The 23,018-nt window shown below is 57.8% G+C and carries 16 protein-coding genes; 13 read left to right on the plus strand and 3 right to left on the minus strand.

Annotated features, from left to right (window positions below; genetic code table 11):
• The first annotated feature begins 16 nt into the window (after nucleotides 1–16).
• From odhB to rluB, 8 genes are all read left to right on the plus strand, one after another.
• A complete protein-coding gene (gene odhB, locus CLH62_RS18580) occupies nucleotides 17–1,246 on the plus strand; it encodes a 2-oxoglutarate dehydrogenase complex dihydrolipoyllysine-residue succinyltransferase (RefSeq protein WP_099619690.1) in 1,230 nt (409 codons plus the stop codon).
• Between the two features lie 35 nt (nucleotides 1,247–1,281).
• Nucleotides 1,282–2,724 carry a dihydrolipoyl dehydrogenase gene (gene lpdA, locus CLH62_RS18585; protein ID WP_099619691.1) on the plus strand — a complete coding sequence of 481 codons (1,443 nt, stop codon included), beginning with the start codon at nucleotides 1,282–1,284 and terminating at the stop codon, nucleotides 2,722–2,724.
• A gap of 36 nt (nucleotides 2,725–2,760) precedes the next feature.
• Nucleotides 2,761–3,927: an ADP-forming succinate--CoA ligase subunit beta gene (sucC, locus tag CLH62_RS18590; protein WP_099619692.1), complete on the plus strand. Its 1,167-nt coding sequence runs from the start codon at nucleotides 2,761–2,763 to the stop codon at nucleotides 3,925–3,927.
• Nucleotides 3,927–4,799 (plus strand): succinate--CoA ligase subunit alpha, encoded by an 873-nt coding sequence (gene sucD, locus CLH62_RS18595; RefSeq protein WP_099619693.1) that lies wholly within the window; start codon nucleotides 3,927–3,929, stop codon nucleotides 4,797–4,799. Before sucC ends, sucD begins: the two co-directional genes overlap by 1 nt.
• Nucleotides 4,800–4,919: 120 nt before the next feature.
• A complete protein-coding gene (locus tag CLH62_RS18600) occupies nucleotides 4,920–6,134 on the plus strand; it encodes a tryptophan--tRNA ligase (protein ID WP_099619694.1) in 1,215 nt (404 codons plus the stop codon).
• 59 nt (nucleotides 6,135–6,193) lie between these two features.
• Complete coding sequence (locus tag CLH62_RS18605; protein ID WP_099619695.1) at nucleotides 6,194–7,027, plus strand: segregation and condensation protein A; 834 nt, start codon at nucleotides 6,194–6,196, stop codon at nucleotides 7,025–7,027.
• A 43-nt stretch (nucleotides 7,028–7,070) separates the two neighbouring features.
• Nucleotides 7,071–7,709 carry an SMC-Scp complex subunit ScpB gene (scpB, locus tag CLH62_RS18610; RefSeq protein ID WP_099619696.1) on the plus strand — a complete coding sequence of 213 codons (639 nt, stop codon included), beginning with the start codon at nucleotides 7,071–7,073 and terminating at the stop codon, nucleotides 7,707–7,709.
• 39 nt (nucleotides 7,710–7,748) lie between these two features.
• On the plus strand, nucleotides 7,749–8,771 hold the full coding sequence (rluB, locus tag CLH62_RS18615; RefSeq protein ID WP_099619697.1) for a 23S rRNA pseudouridine(2605) synthase RluB: 1,023 nt from the start codon (nucleotides 7,749–7,751) through the stop codon (nucleotides 8,769–8,771).
• 3 nt (nucleotides 8,772–8,774) lie between these two features.
• Here the strand turns inward: rluB and CLH62_RS18620 are convergent, their stop codons facing one another.
• Nucleotides 8,775–9,701, minus strand: coding sequence for a GGDEF domain-containing protein (locus CLH62_RS18620; protein WP_099619698.1), 927 nt, complete (start codon nucleotides 9,699–9,701; stop codon nucleotides 8,775–8,777).
• Nucleotides 9,702–9,990: 289 nt separating this feature from the next.
• On the opposite strand from CLH62_RS18620, the gene CLH62_RS18625 reads away from it, so the two are divergent.
• The 5 genes from CLH62_RS18625 to CLH62_RS18645 all read left to right on the plus strand — a co-directional run bounded on the left by CLH62_RS18625 (nucleotide 9,991) and on the right by CLH62_RS18645 (nucleotide 20,392).
• Nucleotides 9,991–10,674 (plus strand): GntR family transcriptional regulator, encoded by a 684-nt coding sequence (locus tag CLH62_RS18625; RefSeq protein ID WP_099619699.1) that lies wholly within the window; start codon nucleotides 9,991–9,993, stop codon nucleotides 10,672–10,674.
• 1 nt (nucleotide 10,675) lies between these two features.
• On the plus strand, nucleotides 10,676–14,170 hold the full coding sequence (gene smc / locus CLH62_RS18630; RefSeq protein ID WP_099619700.1) for a chromosome segregation protein SMC: 3,495 nt from the start codon (nucleotides 10,676–10,678) through the stop codon (nucleotides 14,168–14,170).
• Between the two features lie 126 nt (nucleotides 14,171–14,296).
• Nucleotides 14,297–15,394, plus strand: coding sequence for a cell division protein ZipA (gene zipA / locus CLH62_RS18635; RefSeq protein ID WP_099619701.1), 1,098 nt, complete (start codon nucleotides 14,297–14,299; stop codon nucleotides 15,392–15,394).
• A 73-nt stretch (nucleotides 15,395–15,467) separates the two neighbouring features.
• Nucleotides 15,468–17,504 carry an NAD-dependent DNA ligase LigA gene (gene ligA, locus CLH62_RS18640; protein WP_099619702.1) on the plus strand — a complete coding sequence of 679 codons (2,037 nt, stop codon included), beginning with the start codon at nucleotides 15,468–15,470 and terminating at the stop codon, nucleotides 17,502–17,504.
• Between the two features lie 137 nt (nucleotides 17,505–17,641).
• Nucleotides 17,642–20,392 carry a hypothetical protein gene (locus tag CLH62_RS18645; RefSeq protein WP_099619703.1) on the plus strand — a complete coding sequence of 917 codons (2,751 nt, stop codon included), beginning with the start codon at nucleotides 17,642–17,644 and terminating at the stop codon, nucleotides 20,390–20,392.
• Between the two features lie 28 nt (nucleotides 20,393–20,420).
• Here the strand turns inward: CLH62_RS18645 and CLH62_RS18650 are convergent, their stop codons facing one another.
• Both CLH62_RS18650 and mnmC read right to left on the minus strand, forming a co-directional pair.
• Nucleotides 20,421–21,053, minus strand: coding sequence for a CBS domain-containing protein (locus CLH62_RS18650; RefSeq protein ID WP_099619704.1), 633 nt, complete (start codon nucleotides 21,051–21,053; stop codon nucleotides 20,421–20,423).
• Between the two features lie 73 nt (nucleotides 21,054–21,126).
• Entirely contained in the window at nucleotides 21,127–23,016 is a 1,890-nt protein-coding gene (mnmC, locus tag CLH62_RS18655; RefSeq protein ID WP_099619705.1) for a bifunctional tRNA (5-methylaminomethyl-2-thiouridine)(34)-methyltransferase MnmC2/FAD-dependent 5-carboxymethylaminomethyl-2-thiouridine(34) oxidoreductase MnmC1, read from the minus strand.
• Nucleotides 23,017–23,018: the final 2 nt, after the last annotated feature.

The following is a 23,018-nucleotide window of genomic DNA, read 5'->3' on the forward strand; positions in this document are numbered from 1 at the left end:
GAACTAAGGATCTGTAATGTCAACTGAGATTAAAGCCCCCGTTTTCCCGGAGTCGGTCGCAGAGGGTACTGTTGCGACCTGGCACAAGCAGCCGGGCGAAGCCTGTTCACGTGACGAACTGATTGTCGATATCGAAACCGACAAGGTCGTTCTTGAGGTTGTCGCGCCTGCTGATGGCGTTATCGAAGAAATTCTCAAGAACGAAGGCGACACCGTTGAAAGCGGCGAAGTAGTCGGCAAGTTCAAGGCAGGCGCAGCGGGCGAGTCCAAGCCTGCGGAAGGCAAGAAGGAAGAGAGCAAGGAAGAGGCCCCGAAGGAAGAGGTCAAGAGTGATGCTGCTTCCGGAGATGCCATCCTGAGTCCGGCGGCCCGAAAGCTGGCCGAAGAAAACAACGTTGACCCGAACGCAGTCAAGGGCACCGGCAAAGATGGCCGTGTAACCAAGGAAGACGTTCAGAGCCACGTGGAAAGCGCGAAGTCATCCGGTGGCGCTGCTGCGCCCAAGCCGGCTGCCGAGATGCCAGAGGTAAATGTTTCAGCGGGCGAACGTCCGGAGAAGCGTGTTCCTATGACGCGTCTGCGCGCCAGCATTGCCAAGCGTCTGGTCAACGCACAGCAGAGCGCTGCCATGCTGACCACCTTCAACGAAGTCAACATGGCGCCGATCATGGAACTGCGCAAGCAGTACCAGGACAGCTTCGTAAAGCGCCATGGCATCAAGCTGGGCTTCATGTCCTTCTTTACCAAGGCGGCTACCGAAGCACTGAAACGCTTCCCGGCCGTTAACGCCTCCATCGATGGCAACGACATGGTTTACCATGGTTACCAGGATATCGGTGTGGCCGTCTCTACCGACCGTGGCCTGGTGGTCCCGGTAGTTCGTGATACTGACGCGCTGGGTCTTGCCGATATCGAGAAAAAGATTGTCGAGTACGGCACCAAGGCCAAAGACGGCAAGCTTGGTATTGAGGATATGACCGGCGGTACCTTCACCATTACTAATGGCGGTATCTTCGGTTCCCTGATTTCCACGCCGATCCTGAATCCGCCGCAGACCGCTATCCTGGGTATGCACAAGATACAGGAGCGCCCGATGGCGGTGAACGGCAAGGTGGAAATCCAGCCAATGATGTATCTGGCGCTTTCCTATGACCACCGTATGATCGATGGCAAGGAAGCAGTTCAGTTCCTTGTTGCGATCAAGGAAATGCTTGAGGACCCGGCACGTATTCTGCTGGATGTCTGAGCCGACACTTAACGAATCGGAAAACGGGATTAACTATGTCTGATAAGTACGACGTCATTGTCATTGGTGCAGGCCCCGGGGGCTACGTGGCCGCCATCAAAGCGGCACAGCTCGGCCTGAAAACCGCGTGTGTCGAATCCTGGACCGCTGAAGATGGCAAAGCGCAGGTGCTTGGCGGTACCTGCCTGAATGTGGGCTGCATTCCCTCCAAGGCGCTGCTGGAGATTTCTCACAAGTTCGAGGAAGCCAGCCACGGCTACGAGATGCAGGGCATCATCGCGAAGGATGTCAAGATGGACATCTCTAAGATGATGGAGCGCAAGAGCGGCATCGTTAAGCAGCTGACCGGCGGGATCGCGGGTCTGTTCAAGTCTAATGGTGTTACGTCCATCCACGGTCACGGCAAACTGCTGGCGAACCGCAAGGTGGAAGTCACCGACAAAGACGGCAAGACGACGACATACGAAGCCGAAAACGTGATTCTGGCGACCGGCTCCAAGCCGATCCAGATTCCGCCCGCACCGTTTGATGGCGACTACATCGTGGATTCCGAGGGTGCTCTGGAGTTCAGCGAAGTACCCAAGCGTCTCGGCGTAATCGGCGCCGGCGTTATCGGCCTCGAACTAGGCAGTGTGTGGGCTCGCCTGGGTGCTGAAGTGACTGTTCTGGAAGCCCAGGACACCTTCCTGCCTGCTGTCGACCAGCAGGTTGCGAAGGACGCCCTGAAGCAGTTCCAGAAGCAGGGTCTTAATATTGTCATGGGCGCACGTATGACCGGCGCGGAAGTCAAGCGCAAGCTGGTTAACGTGACCTATGAAGATTCCAAGGGCAAGCATGAAGCCAAGTTCGACAAGCTGATCGTTGCCGTTGGTCGTCGTCCTTATACCGACAACCTGCTGTCTGAGGATGCCGGTGTCCAGATGGATGAACGTGGATTCATCTTCGTGGACGACAATTGCAAAACCGAGGCGCCGGGCATCTGGGCTGTTGGTGACGTGGTTCGCGGCCCGATGCTGGCTCACAAGGCCTCTGAAGAAGGCATTATGGTTGCCGAGCGTATTGCCGGGCACAAGCCCCAGGTGAATTACGACTGCATCCCGAACGTTATCTACACCGCGCCGGAAGTTGCCTGGGTCGGCAAGACCGAAGAGCAGCTCAAGGCTGAAGGTGAAGAATACAACGTGGGTACCTTCCCGTTTGCCGCTAATGGCCGTGCCATGGCTGCAAACTCGGCATCTGGCTTGGTCAAGATCATTGCTGACGCGAAAACCGACCGTATCGTCGGGTTCCATGTCGTTGGTCCCCAGGCTTCTGAAATCGTTGCCCAGGGCGTTATCGCCATGGAATTCGGTTCCAGCGCCGAAGATCTGGCCCTGACCTGTTTCGCACACCCGACTCTGTCCGAGTCCGTGCATGAAGCAGCTCTGGCCGTCGGTGGTGGGGCGATTCACATCGCCAATCGCCGCAAGAAGAAGTAACGCAAACCAGGAATTTTTTAATTCGGGACATTAACTATGAATTTGCACGAATATCAGGGCAAACAGCTTTTCGCTGAATATGGCCTGCCAGTATCCAAGGGCATTGCCTGTGATACTCCGAAAGAAGCTGTCGACGCAGCTGGTGAAATCGGCGGTGACGCATGGGTGGTCAAGGCTCAGGTTCACGCAGGTGGCCGTGGTAAGGCCGGCGGTGTAAAGCTGGTCAAGAGCAAAGAAGAGATCCGTGAGTTTGCCGAGAAGTGGCTGGGCAAGAAGCTGGTAACCTACCAGACTGATGAAAATGGCCAGCCGGTCAGCAAGATTCTGGTTGAATCCCTCACTGACATCGACCAGGAACTCTACCTGGGCGCCGTTGTGGATCGTGGCACCCGTCGTATCGTGTTCATGGCCTCCACCGAAGGCGGTGTTGAGATCGAGAAGGTTGCCGAGGAAACCCCCGAGAAGATCCTGAAAGCGGAAATCGATCCGCTGGTCGGCGCGCAGCCTTACCAGGGCCGTGAGTTGGCGTTCAAGCTGGGCCTCGAAGGCAAGCAGATCGGACAGTTCACCAAGATCTTCCTGGGTCTTGCCAAGCTGTTCGAAGAGTGCGATCTGGCACTGGTTGAGATCAACCCGCTGGTGATCACGCCGGCTGGTGACCTGCACTGCCTGGACGCCAAGCTCGGCGTCGACGGCAATGCCCTGTACCGCCAGAAGAAAATCCACGACATGCACGATCCGTCCCAGGAAGATTCCCGTGAAGCGGAAGCGGCCAAGTGGGAGCTCAACTATGTCGCCCTGGAAGGCAACATCGGTTGTATGGTTAACGGCGCGGGTCTGGCCATGGGTACCATGGACATCATCAAGCTGTCCGGTGGACGGCCGGCCAACTTTCTGGACGTAGGGGGCGGTGCTACCAAAGAGCGCGTTTCCGAAGCGTTCAAGATCATCCTGTCTGACGACAATGTCCAGGCGGTTCTGGTCAACATCTTCGGTGGTATCGTTCGCTGCGACATGATCGCAGAGGGCATTATCGGTGCCGTCAAGGAGGTGGGCGTCAAGGTTCCTGTGGTTGTTCGTCTGGAAGGCAACAACGCCGAAACAGGCATCAAGGTACTCGCCGATAGTGGCCTGAACATCATTGCCGCCACCAGTCTGTCGAATGCGGCAGAGCAAGTCGTTAAAGCCGCAGGGGGTAAATAATGAGCATCCTGATCAACAAAGACACCAAGGTTATCTGTCAGGGCTTTACCGGCGCGCAGGGCACCTTCCACTCAGAGCAGGCCATCGCCTACGGCACCAAGATGGTTGGTGGCGTCAGCCCCGGCAAGGGCGGCACTGAGCATCTGGGTCTTCCGGTGTTCAACACCGTTCGTGAAGCGGTTGAGAAAACCGGTGCAGAGGCGACCGTTATCTACGTTCCGGCGCCGTTCTGTAAAGACGCCATTATCGAAGCGGCGGATGCCGGCATTCAGCTGATCGTCTGTATCACTGAAGGTATCCCGACCATCGATATGCTCTACGCCAAGGAATACGTGGATCGCAAGGGCGTTCGCATGATCGGTCCCAACTGCCCGGGTGTTATCACTCCGGACGAGTGCAAGATCGGCATCATGCCTGGCCACATCCACAAGAAGGGCAAGGTTGGTATCGTGTCCCGTTCAGGCACCCTGACTTACGAAGCGGTCAAGCAGACCACTGACTTCGGTTACGGTCAGTCCACCTGTATCGGTATCGGTGGTGACCCGATCCCGGGCTCCAACTTTATCGACATCCTGGCCCTGCTTCAGGAAGATCCCGAGACTGAAGCCATTGTGATGATCGGCGAGATCGGCGGTACCGCCGAGGAAGAAGCTGCGGCCTACATCAAGCAGAATGTCACCAAGCCGGTGGTTTCCTACATCGCTGGTGTCACTGCGCCTCCGGGCAAGCGTATGGGCCATGCTGGCGCCATTATTTCCGGTGGTAAGGGTACTGCAGACGAAAAGTTTGCGGCTCTGGAAGACGCCGGTGTGCGCACTGTGCGCAGTCTGGCCGAGATCGGCAAGGCCCTGAAGGAAGTCACTGGCTGGTAAGCTGGCCTTCTTTCAGTAAATACCCCCGTTTCTGCCCTGCAGAGCGGGGGTTTTTTATTTATAATGCCGGGTCGCCTGAATTATGATGGCGTTTCCGATACCAAATAAGGAGTTCGTGCTTTGAGTTCTGTAGATTCCCAGCAAAGGGTTTTGTCCGGTATGCGTCCGACCGGCAAGCTTCACCTTGGCCACTACCACGGTGTGCTGAAAAACTGGGTGAAACTCCAGCACGAATTCGAGTGCTTCTTTTTCGTGGCGGACTGGCATGCGCTAACCACGAACTACGACGATCCCTCGGGAATTGAGCAGAGTGTGTGGGACATGGTCATCGACTGGCTGGCGGCGGGAGTGAACCCCGGATCGTCAACCATGTTCATCCAGTCCCAGGTGCCCGAGCACGCTGAACTGCATTTGCTGCTGTCCATGATTACCCCGCTCGGGTGGCTGGAGCGGATCCCCACTTTCAAGGATCAGCAGGAAAAATTGCGGGAAAAAGATCTGGCTACCTACGGATTCCTGGGCTATCCGCTGCTGCAAAGTGCCGATATCCTGGTTTACCGTGCAGGCAAGGTGCCTGTGGGCGCTGATCAGGTTTCCCATGTCGAAATCACCCGTGAAATTGCCCGCCGTTTCAACCACATCTACGGTCGTGAGCCGGGGTTTGAGGAGCAGGCGGAAGGTGCCATCGTCAAGATGGGCAAGAAGAACGCCAAACTGTATCGCAGCCTCAAGAAACGCTATCAGGAAGAGGGCGATATGGAAGCCCTGGAAACCGCCAGGGCGTTGCTGAAAGAACAGCAGAATATCTCCCTGGGTGATCGCGAGCGCCTGTATGGCTACATTGAGGGTGGTGGCAAGGTAATTCTGCCCGAACCGCAGCCGTTGCTGACGCCGGAATCCAAGTTGCCAGGGCTGGATGGTCAGAAAATGTCCAAGTCCTACAACAACTACATCGGTTTGCGTGAAGAGCCGGACAGTGTGGCCCAGAAGGTTCGGACCATGCAGACTGATCCCCAGCGGGTTCGCCGCACCGATCCCGGTGAGCCCGAGAAGTGCCCTGTCTGGGGTATGCACAAGATCTATTCGGACGCCGATACCCAGGAATGGGTACAGACCGGCTGCCGGAGCGCCGGTATTGGTTGCCTGGACTGCAAGAAGCCGTTGATCGACGCTATTGTCGAGGAGCAGCGGCCTTTGCATGAACGAGCGCGTGAGTATGAGGGCAACCCGGATCTGGTCCATTCGATCCTGCAGGAAGGCCGTGAGCATGCCCGTGATGCCGCCCGAGACACCCTCGAGGAAGTCCGGGCAGCCATGGGTCTACATTACCGCTGAATCCTACAGGCCGGCGATCCGGTGCTGCACAGTGTGGCTCCGGTCCGGAGGGAGAGATTATGACGGAAGAATCCACAGACGCGGTAGCGCCCGAAGGGCAGGAAGCGACAGCCGAGCCGTCGCCGCTGGCCCGGGTTTCTGGCAAGCCGGTTGTGGATCTTCCCAAGGATCTCTATATCCCGCCGGATGCCCTGGCTGTTTTTCTGGAGGCCTTCGAAGGGCCTTTGGATCTTCTGCTTTACCTCATTCGCCGCCAGAACATGAACATTCTGGATATCGACGTTAGCGAGATCACCCGGCAGTACATGGACTATATCGGCGCCGTGGAAGCCATGCGCTTCGAGCTGGCTGCAGAATACCTGGTGATGGCGGCCACCCTGGCAGAGATCAAGTCCAGAATGTTATTGCCCCGGCAGGAGAGTGACGACGAGGACGAGGTTGATCCGCGGGCTGAGCTGATTCGCCGGCTGCAGCAGTATGAGCGGTTCAAGCAGGCTGCCGAGGATATTGACCAGATGCCCCGTCTGGAACGGGACAACTTTGCCGCCTCTGCGGCTTTGCCAAGCATGCCCTCAAGCCAGCCCCATCCCGATGTCGATTTGCGGGAGATGCTGCTTGCACTGCAGGGTGTACTGAGGCGGGCGGACCTGTTTACCAGCCACCATGTGGAACGGGAGCGGTTGTCGACCCGTGAGCGTATGTCCGCAATTCTGTCTGCTCTGCAGGATGACCGCTTTGTGACGTTCGAAAGCCTGTTCACCGTGGAAGAGGGTCGACTTGGTGTGGTCGTCACGTTCCTGGCCACACTGGAGTTGGTGAAAGAGCAGCTGATCGAGGTGGTGCAGGGAGAAGTCCTGGGGCCGATTCATATGCGCGCCCGGGCGGTGAGTTAGCGCACCGGCCACGGTTGAAAGCACGGAAACACGGATAATCATCATGAACGAAGAACATCTGCTGAGAATCCAGGCCATTGCCGAAGCCGCCTTGCTGGCCGCGGGCAAACCGTTGTCTCTTGATCAACTGCGGGAACTGTTTTCTGAGGACGAGCGGCCGGCCCGGCAGGTTATGGAACACGTGATGGTGCTTCTGGAAAACGCCTGCGAGGGCCGTGGGTTCGAGTTGAAAAAGGTGGCCAGTGGTTACCGTCTTCAGGTTCGGCAGGAATACGCTCCCTGGGTTGGCCGCCTGTTCGAGGAAAAGCCCCAGCGATACTCCCGCGCATTGCTGGAAACCCTGGCGCTGATCGCCTATCGGCAGCCGATTACCCGGGGCGAAATCGAGGATATCCGTGGTGTTACGGTAAGCAGCAATATCATTCGTACACTGCTTGAGCGAGAGTGGGTGCGCGTTGTCGGCCATCGTGATGTTCCCGGCCGGCCTGCCATGTACGCGACGACCAAACAGTTTCTGGACTACTTCAACCTGGCGGGACTGGATCAGATGCCGCCTCTGTCTGAGGTCCGGGATCTTGAAGAAATAGGCCGGGAAATCGAAAAGAACATACAGGCTGAGATCGAATTTGAATCGCCCACTGCGGAGAACGATGATAATTCTCCGGGCCAGACACTTCACTGATGCCATTCGGGTATCAGTCAGAGACTAAGGATTGATTTCATGGCGGCAGAACGCCCCGAAAAACCAGCCAGAAAGGCGAAAGACTCAGCCAGACCGGCGAAAGATTCAGCCAGGCCCGTGGACAGAGTGACCCACGATGGTCCCGAGCGGATCCAGAAGCTACTTGCCCGGGCAGGTATCGGTTCACGCCGGGAAATTGAAGGCTGGATGGAAGCCGGCCGGCTTACAGTAAACGGCCTGGCCGTGGCTCCGGGCCAGAAAGCCACCGTGGAAGACCGATTTGAGCTTGATGGTAAACGCCTTGAGGTTTCCGGCGCTTCGGAAGTGCTACGCCGTGTGCTGATCTACAATAAGCCTGAAGGAGAAGTTAATACCCGTAAGGATCCTGAGGGCAGGCCGACGGTATTTGATCGCCTGCCACGACTGAAGGAGCACCGCTGGATTTCCATCGGCCGGCTCGACATCAACACAACTGGCCTGGTGCTTTTCACCACCGACGGAGAGCTTGCCAATCGGCTGATGCATCCCTCAAACCAGATAGACCGGGAGTACGCAGTGCGGATTTTCGGGGAAGTGGATGATGCAATGATTGAGCGCCTGCTTCAGGGCGTTTTGCTCGAAGATGGTATGGCAAAGTTCACCGACCTTTCGCCGGCGGGTGGTAGTGGCATGAACCGCTGGTTTCACGTCACCTTGCTGGAAGGACGTAACCGGGAAGTTCGTCGGCTCTGGGAATCACAGGGCGTTCGGGTCAGTCGATTGAAGCGAGTCCGCTACGGACCGGTTTTCCTGCCAAGTCGCCTGACAGTGGGCAAGTGGGAGGAGCTCGACCAGAAAGCCGTAGATATCCTCAGCCGCAGCGTCGGGCTCGGTTCCGTTGATATTCCACAGAAGACTCCGGATGAGAAGGCTGCCCATGATCGCCAGCGCCGGAAGAGTCCGGGGCGATCCGGCAAGAAGACGCCAGGCAACAAATGGGCAGTCAGCGATACCAGGCCGGCCAAACCCGCCAGTCGAGTGTCAAAATCCGATCGGCCACGGAGCAAAACGCCCCGTAGCTGATGCTCAGGAAATAGTGGCAAACACCCGGGTGCAGTTCCGGCCCTGGTGTTTGGCGCGGTAAAGTGCCTCATCGGCCCGAGCCAGCCATTCCTGAGACGATTCCTTTGGCAGGAAGGTTGCTACGCCACAGCTTGTGGTTATGTTCAGCTCTTTCTCTCCCGCGTCTATCCGAATGCCCGCGATAGCTGACCGAATACGGTCGGCGACATCTTTGGCGTCCTGCTCCGGAGTGTGGGGAAGCAGAATAGCGAATTCCTCGCCGCCAAACCGGTAAACACTGTCGGACGTTCGTACGGCCTTCTCAAGCTCAGCGGCTGCAATCTGGAGCAGGTGATCGCCGACCACATGTCCGTGGGTGTCGTTGACGGCTTTGAAATGGTCCAGATCGCACAGAATGAGAGAATAGGGCTCACCATGTCGTTCGGATAACAGGCTGGCACGTTGCAAGGCGTCGACCATTGCCCGCTTGTTGGGGATGCCGGTCAGTGAGTCGGTCAATGAGGCCTGCTCTATGGCAATGAACTGGCAGGCATTCCGAATCGGGCAGATAGCGGCACTGAGAATCATCTCGACACCCGCAAGCTCCTGCTCGGAGAACCGCTGCTTGCGGTGCAAAACCAGAATCCCGTAATTCACGCCCTCAAGGCTCAACCGGTATTCGCATCGGTGGGGACCGCCCATGCCGGTGGTGTAGACAAAATCCTGCTTCCCGATTTGATGACGGTAATTAAGCGTGTCAAAGGGCACAATCGCCCCCAGTTCTTCGGCCAGAATCGCCAGGTGCTGTTCCAGTGACAGTGTGGTGGACAGGCGACGGGTCAGCCTGGTGAGGACATCCGGGGTATTATTCCAATCCTGGTGAGCCTGGCGCAGCGCCGCCAGTTTCTGGGGCTGGGAACTGGACTTGTGGATTGACGGTATGTTTTTCACTACAGCTCACTCTGTCGCAGAAGTTTATAGTGCACTGATTGCCATTTTGCAGAAACCATTCCGGAAGAAATAAAAAACCATAAAAACAATAGGTAAGGGCCGGTTTCGAGATTTTACTTCAGGGGGTTGGGCCGGGTGCGAACACCGTCGTCAAAAAACCGGCAGCGTTTTGCCGCTGATTCTTCAGCGCCTTAGCAAAATGTCAGACAAGGGGATGGGGCTGAAGAGAGCGTGTGGTAAACTTCTGCGCTTGTAATTGAGCCGTCTGCAGAAGTGAGCGACTAACTTTATGAGGTTTCAGGCCCCGGAAAGTCTATCCGAACAAATTGCCCAGCACCTTGGGCAGCGGATTATCACGCGAGATCTCAAACCTGGAGAGCGCATCCAGGAGCTGAAAGTGGCGGGGGAGCTAAACGTTAGCCGCGGTTCAGTCCGCGAGGCGTTACTCATTCTCGAGAGACGTCACCTTATAGAGATCTTTCCCCGCCGGGGAGCGGTGGTCTCAAGTCTCACCCCCGAAAGCGTCAACAGCCTTTACGATATATACATTGATCTGTTGTGCATGCTTGGACGCAAGGTTCTGGAGCGCTGGTCCGGCAAGGAGCTTGGCGGGGTCATGGGGCAGGTGCGCGAACTGCAGGCGGTCATTGACGCCCTGAATGCCACCAGTTCAGACGCGGCCGAGCAAGTGATTGGGGCCGGTTTCGGTGTCATGCGCTATGCTTATGGTCTGGTTGATAACCCGTTTCTTGAGGAAACCCTCGAAAATTTCCGTCCCGCCATCAGTCGCACCTATTTTGTGGCTCTCGAACATTTCCGGGATGAAATCGGGGAAACGGCGACCTTCTTCCGGCAATTGGCAGACGCAGCGGTAAGTGACGATGCGGAGCGCTTACAGACAGCTATCCAGGCGTTCGGAGAACATCAGCGACAGCAGGTCCTGACCATTCTCCGACAGGAGGAGAACGCCTGATATGCGTCTGAAGTCCATCAAACTGTCTGGCTTCAAATCGTTTGTCGATCCGACGACCGTGCCGTTTCCATCGAACATGACCGCCGTCGTCGGGCCCAACGGGTGTGGCAAATCAAATATTATCGACGCGGTTCGCTGGGTTATGGGCGAAAGCTCTGCCAAGTACCTCCGCGGCGAGTCGATGACCGACGTCATCTTCAACGGGTCCAGCGCCCGGAAGCCCGTGGGTCAGGCCGCGATTGAGCTGGTGTTTGATAACAGCGATGGCTCCGCACCCGGTGAATTTGTCCGGTTCAATGAAATTTCGGTTCGCCGCAGGGTGTCCCGTGAAGGCCAGTCCGAATATTTTCTGAACGGTTCCAAGTGCCGGCGGCGGGATATTACCGATCTGTTCCTCGGTACCGGCCTCGGGCCGCGTAGTTACGCCATCATCGAGCAGGGCATGATATCCCGTCTGATTGAGGCAAAGCCCGAGGAGCTCCGAATCTACATCGAGGAAGCGGCCGGCATTTCGAAGTACAAGGAACGTCGCCGGGAAACCGAAAACCGGATCCGCAGGACCCAGGAGAACCTGGAGCGTCTTACCGATCTGCGTGAAGAGCTTGGCCGTCAACTGCAGCACCTTGAGCGCCAGGCCGCTGCAGCGGAAAAGTACAAGGCATACAAGCATGAGGAGCGCCAGAAAAAGGCCGAGCTGACGGTTCTCCGCTGGCAATCCCTGGATAATGACCTCCAGGCCTGGCGGGGCAAAATCCGTGACACCGAACTTGAGTTGGAAAAGTATCTGACCGAGCGGGTCAGCCTGGAAACATCGCTGGAATCCCTGCGAGACAGCCACCAGGACCGAACCGAACACTTCAATCGTGCCCAGGCCCGGTATTATGAGGCTGGCGCCGATATCGCCCGTATTGAACAAAGCCTCGAGCACCAAAGGGAACGCAGCCGCCAGATGGCCACGGAGCTTGACCAGGCCCTGACGAACCAGCGTGAACTGGCCAGGGAATTGGAGCAGGACGAAGACAAATTGGCTGGCATCCAGGAAGAGCTGGACATGGTGGAGCCTGAACAGGAAGCGCTCGCCGTGCGTTCGGAGGAATCCGGCGAGAAATTGCAGCAGGCGGAAGATGCAATGGGCGACTGGCAGCACCAATGGGAAGATTTCAGTGCCCGCTCCTCGGATGCCCGCCGTCAGGCCGAGCTGGCCCAGTCCCGGATCCGTTCCCTCGAGGATGCCATTGAGCAATTGCTGAATCGCCAGCGCAAACTTCAGGACGAGCAGGAGTTGCTGGACGGCCAGATGGACCGGGCTGAGCTGGAAGAACTGCTGGAACAGCAAGAAACCCTTGAGCTGCAGCGGGAAGAGGCCGCCGAACGGATCGCCGGAATTCAGGATGAGCTCTATGAAGCCCGCCAGAATCAGCGCGATGCTGAGCAATCCGTGTCTGAAGAGCGCCAACGGGTCCAGAGCCTGCGGGCGTCCCTGGAATCGCAGCAGGCGCTGCTGGATGAGCAGATGGGATCCCAGGACGACGTCCTGCAAACCTGGCTGTCAGAAAATTCTTTGAGCGATATGCCCCGTGTCGCCAGTCAATTGCAGATTGACGATGGCTGGGAGTTTGCAGTTGAGCAGGTGATCGGGCGGTTTACCCAGGGTTTATGCCTGCCGGATATCGATCAGCTCGCACCGGCATTGAGAGATGCACCGAGAGGCCTTGCCCTCGTTGGCTCCGAAACTTTTGCCGTTGGTACGGACGCTGGGTTGGCGGCGAAGGTTTCAGGGGTACCCGCGGTTTCCGCATTGCTCCGGGGTATTAATGCCGTTGAGACCCTCTCAGATGCCATGGGCATGCGATCCGGCCTGAAGGATGGCCAGAGTGTGATCACCCCTGAGGGAGTCTGGGTTGCCCGTGACTGGGTGCTGATGCCGGATTCGGATGCCGGTCAGGTTGGTGTTATCGAGCGGCAGAAGAAAGTCACGGAATTGGGTTCGCAACTGGCCGAGGCCGAGGAAACCCTGGAATCCGCGAGCGAGCGAATGGACAGTCTCCAGGAACGTGCTGAACGTTCCGAATTGGCGCGGGATGAGGCCCAGACCCGACTGAGTGAGGCGGAAAGGGAACTGAGTGCGCTGTCCTCGCGGGTCAGCGGGCTGCGCGCCCGTGCCGAACAGATTGACGCCCGCCTGCAACGAATCCGGGAAGACATCTCGGACGTTGCCGAGAGCCTTGAAGGCCAGCAGGAGAGCCTGCAGGAGGCCCGTGAGGAATGGCAGCAGGCCCTGGCGTCCACGGAAGACAGTGACGAAGAAAAGGAGCGACTGCTGGAGCAGCGGGACAGTCTCCGTGAAAACCTGGACCGCCTCCGGCAGGAAGCACGGCATGATCGCGACCATGCCCATCAGTTGCAGCTCCAGTTGCAATCACTTCATAGCCAGCGGGAAGGCCTTCGGCAGACCATCGAACGGATGCAGTTGCAGAAGGAACGCATTGACGAGCGCCTGGAGATCCTGCGGGAATCCCGGGAGAGTGCCGAGGAGCCGATTGAGGATCTCCAGATGCAGCTCGAAGGCCTGCTGGACCGGCGACTGGCGGAAGAGGAAAAGCTTGGTGCGGCTCGTGATGCTCTTGAGGAGATCGACCGGGAAGTGCGGGAAAAGGAGCAGGGCCGAAGCGGCACTGACCACCGAATCCAGGATGTCCGGTCCCGGCTTGAGAAGCTGAAAATGGAATCCCAGGCCCTGGAAATCCGTTCCGGCAATCACATCGACCAGCTCGGGGAGCTGGATGTGAAGCTGCAGGACATCCTGCCGCAGTTACCGGAGGGGGCCAACGAGAAGGACTGGGCGGAAGAGCTCGAACGCATCGGCAACCGGATACAGCGCCTTGGTGCCATCAACCTCGCTGCTATCGAGGAATACCAGATTCAGAGCGAACGGAAAACCTACCTGGATTCGCAGCATGAAGACCTGATGGAAGCACTGGAAACGTTGGATACGGCCATTCGCAAGATTGACCGGGAGACCCGGCAGCGCTTCAAGGAAACCTTTGATCAGGTCAATAATGGGCTCCAGGCCCTGTTCCCGAAGGTCTTTGGTGGTGGTAACGCTTATCTGGAGCTCACCGGTGAAGATTTGCTGGAGACCGGTGTGGCGATCATGGCCCGCCCTCCGGGCAAGAAGAACAGCACCATTCATCTGTTATCCGGTGGCGAAAAGGCGCTGACGGCCATCGCGCTGGTGTTCTCCATTTTCCAGCTGAACCCGGCGCCTTTCTGTATGCTGGACGAGGTGGACGCCCCGCTGGATGATGCCAACGTTGGCCGCTACGCCAATATGGTTAAAGAGATGTCGAAACAAGTCCAGTTCATCTACATTACCCACAATAAGATTGCCATGGAAATGGCCGACCAGCTTATGGGTGTGACCATGCATGAGCCGGGCTGTTCACGGTTGGTATCTGTGGATGTGGACGAGGCCGCAGCCCTGGCGGAGGCCTGAGACCGGCTGGGTTGAAAACCGGCAAGCATGACAAAACGGCCATCTGGCCCGGGTGTGCGTTGTATTCATTACGGGCTTTTCTTAGAGTAACAATGTTACGGGATTTGCAAACAGGACAGCAGCACTATGTCACTTAGGGAATGGTTAATTGCCATCGGTACCCTGGTTATCATCGCCATTGTTATTGACGGAGTCCGCCGGATGCGGCGTGCCCGAAAGGAATCCATGGCGATTTCATCGGGAATGGGCGCAGATGAGCTCAAGGATTCGCCGTTGGATGACGAATTCAATCCCGAGTTGCCGAATGGCGGGGCACGAACCATTTCCCGGGATACTCTGGAAGAGCGTGGCTATGTCAAACCTGAAAAATCAAGCCGGTTCGGCTCGCCAAAGCCCAAGCCGACACGCCCCGTAACCGCTGCTACTAACAGATCTCCAGACCAGAGTGCTGCGCCTGAGTCCAAAGACGACTCGTCCGGCACTGATCCGGATTACGGGCTGTCCAGCCAAGAGTCCTTCGACCACGAGCCCGCCGGGATGGAGCAGGATTCCGGTTGGGGCGCCACAGAGGATGAGATTGAGCCGTATGATGAGATAATCGGAGAATCGAGGGTAATTCCTTCAGAACAGCTCTCCGAGCCGGATACCGCCGCAGGTGAGACGGAAGGCAGATCGGGTGACGCCGAAGCGGTGCCGCCGACCGTCACCACGGAAGTGGAAGAAGACACGGCCAGGCGTGAATCTTCCCGCCCCGGCACTGGCCAGCCCCTGGCGGGAGCCAATCGCCCGGAGGCCAGGGAAGTGGTGGTTATCAATGTGCTTGCCCGGAATGGCGAGGAGTTCAAGGGGCCGGCGCTGAAAAAGCTGTTTGAAGCCTGCGGTCTTGAGTATGGCGACTTGGACATTTACCACCGTCATGAACAGTCCGATACCACTAGCCCGGTCCAGTTCAGTGTTGCCAATGCCGTGGAGCCCGGAACGTTCAAACCCCGGGACATGCCGGCAATGGCGACCCCGGGCATCAGTTTCTTCATGAGTATGCCCGGGCCGTCCAGTGCGCTGCAGGCCTTCGATTTCATGCTTGAGACCGCCCAGTGCGTGGTTCGTAACCTGGGGGGAGAACTGAAGGATGAGCGTCGGAGTGTGATGACCCCGCAGACCATTGAGCACTGCCGCCAACGGATCCGGGAGTTTGAGCGCAAACAGCGTTCCCAACGGGTCTGAAGCCAGACGAAACAAGACTGAGTAATGCCCGGTTTGATCCGGGCATTTTTTTGACAGACGAGAGTGCCAGTCCATGAGCAAAGCCACGCCCGAGATCATCCAGCGTGTAGAAGAACTCCGTTCGGTTATCGACGACCACAATTACCATTATTACGTCCTCGACGATCCCCGTATTCCGGATGCCGAATATGATCGCCTGTTCCGGGAATTACAGCAGCTGGAGGCGGACTATCCGGAGCTGGCCTCGGATAATTCACCCACCCGCCGGGTTGGCAGTGCCGCGGAAACCAGTTTCGAGGAAGTGGTTCACAGGTTGCCCATGCTGTCTCTCGACAACGCCTTCAGTGAGGAGGAACTCCGGGATTTCGACCGGCGAGTGCGGGATCGACTGGGTGTCACTGGGGAAGTGGAATACGTCTGTGAGCCCAAGCTGGACGGGCTTGCAGTCAGCCTGCACTACGAAAATGGCTCGCTGACAACCGCCGCAACCCGTGGTGACGGCTATTCTGGTGAAGACATCACGGCCAACATCCGGACCATTCCGTCGGTTCCGCTCAAACTGCGTGGTGACAATGTGCCGGAACTTGTCGAGGTGCGGGGTGAAGTGTACATGCCCCGGGAAGGCTTTGAGCAACTCAATCGCCGGCTTGCCGCCCGCGGCGAGAAAACCTTTGTAAATCCCCGAAATGCCGCGGCTGGCAGCCTGAGACAGAAAAAATCCACGGTCACCGCCAGGCGCCCGCTGGAAATGTGCGCCTACAGTGTGGCGGTTACGGACGAAAGCCTGCTTCCAGAGACCCAGTGGGATGGTCTTCAGCGAGTCCGCAGCTGGGGGTTCCGGATCAATCCGGAGATGCGCAAGGCGCAGGGTGTGGATGAATGCCTTGAGGCCTATAACGAACTGATGGAAAAACGGGGCACCTTGCCCTACGAAATTGACGGCATTGTGTTCAAGGTCAATCGTCTGGACCAGCAGAAAGCGCTGGGGTTTGTGTCCCGGGCACCGCGTTGGGCCATTGCCCATAAATTCCCCGCCCAGGAGGAGTTGACTGTCATAGAGGACGTTGAATTCCAGGTTGGCCGGACCGGTGCGGTGACTCCAGTGGCGCGGTTGAAGCCAGTATTTGTAGGCGGTGTCACAGTAAGCAATGCCACCCTGCACAACATGGACGAAATCCGCCGTCTCGACGTTCACATCGGCGACACCGTATTTATCCGCAGGGCTGGAGATGTTATTCCCCAGGTGGTCAAGGTTGTTACGGAAAAGAGGCCGGCCAACGCCCGGCGGGTTGAGCTACCCGCCACATGTCCGGTGTGTGATTCTGACGTTATCCAGATAGAAGGGGAGGCTGTGGCCCGTTGTTCCGGCGGTCTGTTCTGCCCGGCACAGTGCAAAGAAGCAATCCGCCATTACGCCTCCCGCAAGGCAATGGATATTGAAGGGTTAGGGGACAAGTGGATCGATATTCTGGTCGATCAGGGTATGGTTGAGACCGTTGCCGACCTTTACCACCTGACCACCGACGACCTGACACGCCTGGAACGAATGGGCGAGAAATCCGCTTCGAATCTGGTGGAAGCCATCGACCGCGCCAGAAACCCTATGCTCTGGCGGTTCCTGTATGCGCTCGGCATCCGGGAGGTCGGAGAGGCGACCGCAAAATCCCTGGCTTCCCATTTTGGAACCTTCGAAGCCATTGCCGCTGCAGACGAGGAGACCCTGCAGACGGTTCCGGATGTCGGTCCCATTGTGGCGGGCCATATTCGGAGTTTCTTTGAGCAGACCCACAACCGGGAGACGCTGGATGCGCTCCGGGAAGCGGGCGTGAAGTGGCAGGAAGAACAGGTACAGCAGCGCGATCAGCCCCTCAAAGGCCAGACCTGGGTGCTAACCGGTACGCTCTCGGAAATGACCCGGGATGAGGCCAAAGAACGACTGGAGTCCCTCGGCGCCAAGGTCGCCGGAAGCGTATCGAAAAAAACATCCTGTGTAGTGGCCGGTGAAGCAGCTGGTTCCAAACTGGCCAAGGCCGAGCAGCTGGAAGTGCCGGTCCTGGATGAAGCGGGTTTGCTGGCGTTGTTGAAAGAACATGGCCTGGAACCGGGCTAGCTGAATCTGAGAACTCGCGCAGATCCCCTGAACATTAAATTGGCTACCATGGCGTTGTTCTGTAACGGTGTGTAAATCGTCCGGTGTTGCCATCGGTCGTCGCAGCCATAACAACAACGTTTTAAACGGATTTTTTCATGGGCGCCGATTTTTACTCCCGCATTCATCCCGTCTTTCGCACAGCCATTCTCGGTCTGCTTTTTTTGGGGCTCTCCGCCTGTAAAACCGAGAAAGACGCCGATCAACCTACGGTTCTGGGCGCGCCCCCGGTGGTTGCCTATCTGGGAGTGGAGTATTCCTACAATTTCGGCGCCTACGGGGGGGAGGATATTCTCGATTACTCGCTGACCAACGCGCCTTCCTGGCTGGCCCTGGAAGACACCAGCAACAAGGCCCGGCAGGGTATTATCATGCGGGGCGTTCCGGGTTTAACGGGTGGCAACCGGGGCGACGCGGATCTTGGCAAAACCGAAGGCATCAACCTGGTGACAACAGACGGGCAGATGTCGGGCGTTCAGCCCTTTGAGATTGATGTTAAATACAACGTGATGTCCCTGACATCTGAGCCCTTTACCGAAGGTGAAAGCCCCGAAATTCCCGATAGCAACCGGGAGCAGTGTGCCTTGCCGGACCTCGAGGCAGAGGGCGAACACCGTTTCACGGTGAACCTGTATAACGATGACGGTTCCGTATCCGACACCCGCGAGCTAACGCTGCCAACACGCAGGGTCTTCGTGAAGGTGAGTCTGGACCAACCCTCCGTCACCCGGGTTGCAGTTGCCTTTGAACTACAGTCGGATTATGACCCGACCAGTTGCGACGTCGGCTTTTCGCCCCCGCACCAGAATTGTGAGCAGAGCAATTCCAATGCTGGCGATGCCACCCTGGGCAAGGATATTGTCGGGCTTGGAAGCAATAGTCTCGTGCCGAGGGACGAGTCCGGAGAAAATGAGCTCAGCTACATCGACTATGAGCTGGATGAGGAGGGTTTCTTTACCCGTGGAGTCATCACGATCGAGCCAGGTATTACCGAGTGCTACCTTCCCCTGGAGGTTGTTGAAGACAGCTTCCCCGAGCCCGCTGAGTCTCTCAGGCTGGCATTGACTGAGGTGCGCTCCGGGCTGGCTGGCCTGGGCAGTGGCAACGGCGGCGTGGTTGCAAACCTGTCGATTCAGGACAACGAGCCGGTGCTTTCAATTGAGACCGTCAACGGCGGCTCCAGGGATACCCTTAATGTGGGCGATGTGCGGGAGTATGTGGCCAGACTCTCCGGAGAGCGTGATCGGGATATTTTCGCCAAACTGACCCACACCGAAGATTCCACAGCCAGGCTTGGTACCGAGTTCGTAATTGAGCGCCTGGAAGACGGTACCTGGGTTGAAAACGATGAACTGGTTTTCCCGAACGGGACGGATGAGGTGGCGTTCCGGATCCGCGTTCCTGCGGCGGGCTATTCAAACCCCGCCTTCAGTGACAGGTTCATTCTGTTGGGCGTCAATCAGGACTTTCAGGCGGGCCGGGAGGATTATGCCCGGGGTGAAAGCGACAACCTGATCCGGGTCAGTCTCAATGAACTGACAACACCTCTTGCCCTGAATAGCAGCGATGGCTTTGTGGCCACGGACATGGCTATGGGCCAGGAAGGACGCATGTTTGTAGCAGGCTATAATCGTCAGGATAACGACAGGGTGCTCGTACGGATTTTCGATCAAGGCGGAGTTCAGTTGCAGCAGGTAGACGTGTCCGCCGCCGGCGACAGCCTGGTGACACCGGATCCTGTGATCAACATTGTTCAGCGTAAGGTTACCCAGGGCAACACCAAAGTCGATCGTTTCGAGTTCGTGGTTGCCTACAGTACCGCTCAGGCGGTTGCCGGGACAGCCGCGCTCGGGGCAACGGATATACTGACGTCTCTCTACTGGTTTGATGCTGCCAGCAATGGCGGCGAGTATGTTCCAACCTGGAGCATCCGTACCGGCACCGCTGCAGACGACCAGGCCCGTTGGGCCGCAATCAACAGGGACACCGGCTATGTGTTGCTGGCGGGCGAAACCAATGGGGTTTTCGATGGTCAGCAGGCATCGGGTGGCCGGGACAGTTTTCTTCAGCGGATCGACACTGAGCTCGACGGCAACAGCCAGCTTCCTGCTGTGGCCTGGACCCGCCAGGCCGGATCCGCAGCCGACGACAATGTTGCCGGGGGCAGCGCCGATTCAGTGACTCCGCTGCTGTTCGGCTCCGCGGCCGGCTCGGTGGAAGGAGCTCCGGTTATCGGAGGTGTTGATGCTTTTTTCTACAATACCTCCGGTGCGGACGCTGAGCTCAATGTCCATCAGGTCGGCACAGAAGGTGACGAGTCCGTCTCTGGTGGGCTGTTTTTTGCCAGCACCCTGTGGCTGATTGGCAGCAGTGATGGTCTTTACTCGGTCCTGGAGCAGGAAGAGGAGGAGCCCGTTCTTGAGAGGGATCCGCTGTCCAGCACCGCCGGTTTCCTCCTTGGTTACTCCGCCATTGGCGCCCCAGCAAGGGCATTTTCCCTCAATGATGGGAGCGATCAGGCGAACGTGCGGCTCTCGGGACTTTCCGGGTTTGATGGTGACATGGTTGTTGCCGGTTTCACGGATGGCGATTTTGCCAGCAATGGTGTTGTTTCCGGCACGGCTCAGGGCATTGCGGCTCGGGTTTCGCTAGTTCCGGAGACAGACAGTGACGCCGAAGGCACTACCTTCAGGAATAACTGGCGCTACCAGCTTGACCAGGATGACTCGGAAATTCTGGATCTGGAGAATTTCCGGGACGACGAGGTGGTTGCCCTGTCCCGGGTGGGTAGCGACTGGTTCGTGTTGTTATTCAGCCCTGAAGGCGAACTTCTGACGCCTCTGAATTAGCCGCACAGGAAATGGCCGGACAGGTGGGCTAGACAGTTCCCTCGTGCCGGCCTACGTTAGCGTACAGGCGAAGATAGTCGGTACTGGTTACGATACCGGCGGCCGCGCCCTTCGCGTTAACGACCAGGGCCGCATTCAGCTGGTGAGCGAGCATCAGCCTCGCAAGCTGATGGGCGTCTGTCTCCGGTGAAGCGGTGAGGAAAGCGGGAAGTTCGATATGCAGCAGGCTTTCGCTCATCGCACTGGCTTCATTTTCGTGGAGCCAACCAAGCAGCCAGCGAAGATCCACAAGGCCCGCAACGTTATCTCCCGACATAATTACAAGATGGTGAACCTGGTGCTCGTCCATCATCGATAACGCTTCGGAAATGGTTGCATCAGCCGGCACTGAATAGAGCGAAGGAGAAGAAATTCTCGACACCGGAAGGTAAGGGCGTTCTTCCCGGTGCTCTCCGGCGGCGGCAGCGCCATATTCCTCAAGGGCTCTGTGCTTGCCAGCATTGGCGGCGAGCTGAAATTCCGAGTCCGTTGCCTCACTTCGGCCAGGATTAATGGCCCGGGTTTCTGTCAGCTCTGTGACGTCGCCCACGCGCCGGGCCCGGAAGGCTTCCGGTAGCCGGGTTCCGACCGGGCGGCCGGGTTCGCTGACAAAAATGGACATATATTTTCTCCCTGACAACACCGTGCCATAGTTGGTTATCGGCAGTCAGACCGTTATCTCCAGACCAAGTTTATTACGAAATCACCACATCCGCCTGGTACAGGCGTCTGGTTTCCAGGCGCCGCATGAGCCTCACCGGCAGACACGCGGGCTGCCCCGTCAGCTGGTCGGCCAGGTATTCGGCCAGCAAGGGAGCGTAGGTCAAGCCTTTGCTGCCGAGGCCTGTCAGCAAAAACAGGTCCCCAAGTTCATCGTCCCGCCCATTAAAAACCGGGCCTGCCACGGGCTGGTAGTCGTGGGTTGTGCAACGAAAGGCAACCCGTCCGTCCAGCCTGGAGACGTCCAGTTTTTCCGCAGATTTTTGCTCCAGAATGGCTGGCAGCATTGCGGTGAGTTGGCGAATATTTTCCTGATGGCTCTCGGTCGTGGGTAAGGGGTTAGCATCATGCAGATCAAAGGTAGCTCCGGTTACGGCGATTTGCCCCAGGGCAGGGTTCATATACCGGTTGCCACAAATGACCACTTTCGGATTGTGGAGGCTAGCTTTCGGCAGGTGCGTTACCTGGCCGCGAATGCTTTTAAGTCGGAATTCCCCTTTGACCGGAATGAGTCCGGCGCTGACGTGTCCAGCGCAGATAACCGCTCGGTCGGCAACAATGGTCGTTCCGTCAGCACCTGAGATGTGCCATTTGCCGTTGCAGGGCAGTAACCGGTTCACAGTGACATCCCACGTACGGGTTATCCCAGGGTGGTCGGCCAGAGCCTGGCATAGCCGCTTTGGCTCAAGCCAACCACTGCCGGGGAACCAGAGGGCGCCAGATTCCGTGGGCACACCGGCGAGCTCGCTGGCTTGCTCTCTGTTCACTGGGTACAGAATTTCCCGTGGGTAATGGTTGCGCTGGAGGAACCGGTGTTGCCGGTCTGCTTCCTGGGGTGTCTGGGCGAGCTGGAGCAGGCCCGTCGGGTGCCAGTATTCTCCGCGCCAGGTTTCGTAGAACCGCTGGGCATAGGTCAACGCCTGTAATGCCAGTTCGGTCTGATCATTGAATTCGACGCCAAGCTTCACGTACATGGCACCCTGAACATTGCCAGAGGCTTCAGTGCCTGGCCCTTTGGCAGAATCAATCAGGGTTACCGGGAAACCGCGTTCGGCCAGGTTTCTTGCCAGAGTGCACCCCGCAATGCCCGCCCCGACGACTGCAATGGAAACCGGCCTGTTTCCGTTAGTTTGTCCATCTGCCGGTAACACGCCCCGGAGCATGTCTCGCTTGCGACCAAAGCCGGGCGTCTTCTGCACGTCGAATCCGGCTTCGGCCAGGGCGCGACGTATCCTGCCAACGGAGGAAAAGGTCGCCAGGGTAGTGCCAGGCTTACTGTGGGCGCGGACCTGTTCAATCGTTTCGTCCTGCCACATGGCCGGATTGCGGGCAGGGGCAAAGCCGTCCATAAACCAGGCGTCGGCAAGAAAATCGAGAGATTGCCAGGCCTCGTTGATGTCGCCGAAATAGAGGGTGAGGCGGACGCGCCCCTCTGCTAGTACCAGGCGGTGGACGCCCCGTACCAGTGGCGGATATTTTTCAATGAGCTCCCGGGCCAGTGGTTGCAACTCAGGCCACAGCGCCAGTGCGCGGGTGAGATCCGCCCGGGTCAGTGGGAATCGTTCGACCGATACAAAGTGGAGTGTCGCTCCCTGCATCGGCCCGTGGTTCTGCCAAGCCTGCCACGATGCCAGAAAATTCAGGCCGGTACCGAAACCGTTCTCCGCGATGACAAAGTGGCCGCTTTCGTCAACATGGGCGAACCGCTCGGGCAAATTATTGTGCTGAAGAAACACATGGCGGGCTTCCTCCAGCCCGTTGTCACGGTTGAAGTAGACATCACCAAACCGGACAGACTCCGGCACGCCATCGCGCCAGGCCAGTTCTGCAGGTTCGATCCCGGGAGGCAGCAGTGGCGAGCTCATGG

It is taken from the genome of Marinobacter guineae (genome assembly GCF_002744735.1).
Lineage (GTDB): Bacteria > Pseudomonadota > Gammaproteobacteria > Pseudomonadales > Oleiphilaceae > Marinobacter > Marinobacter guineae.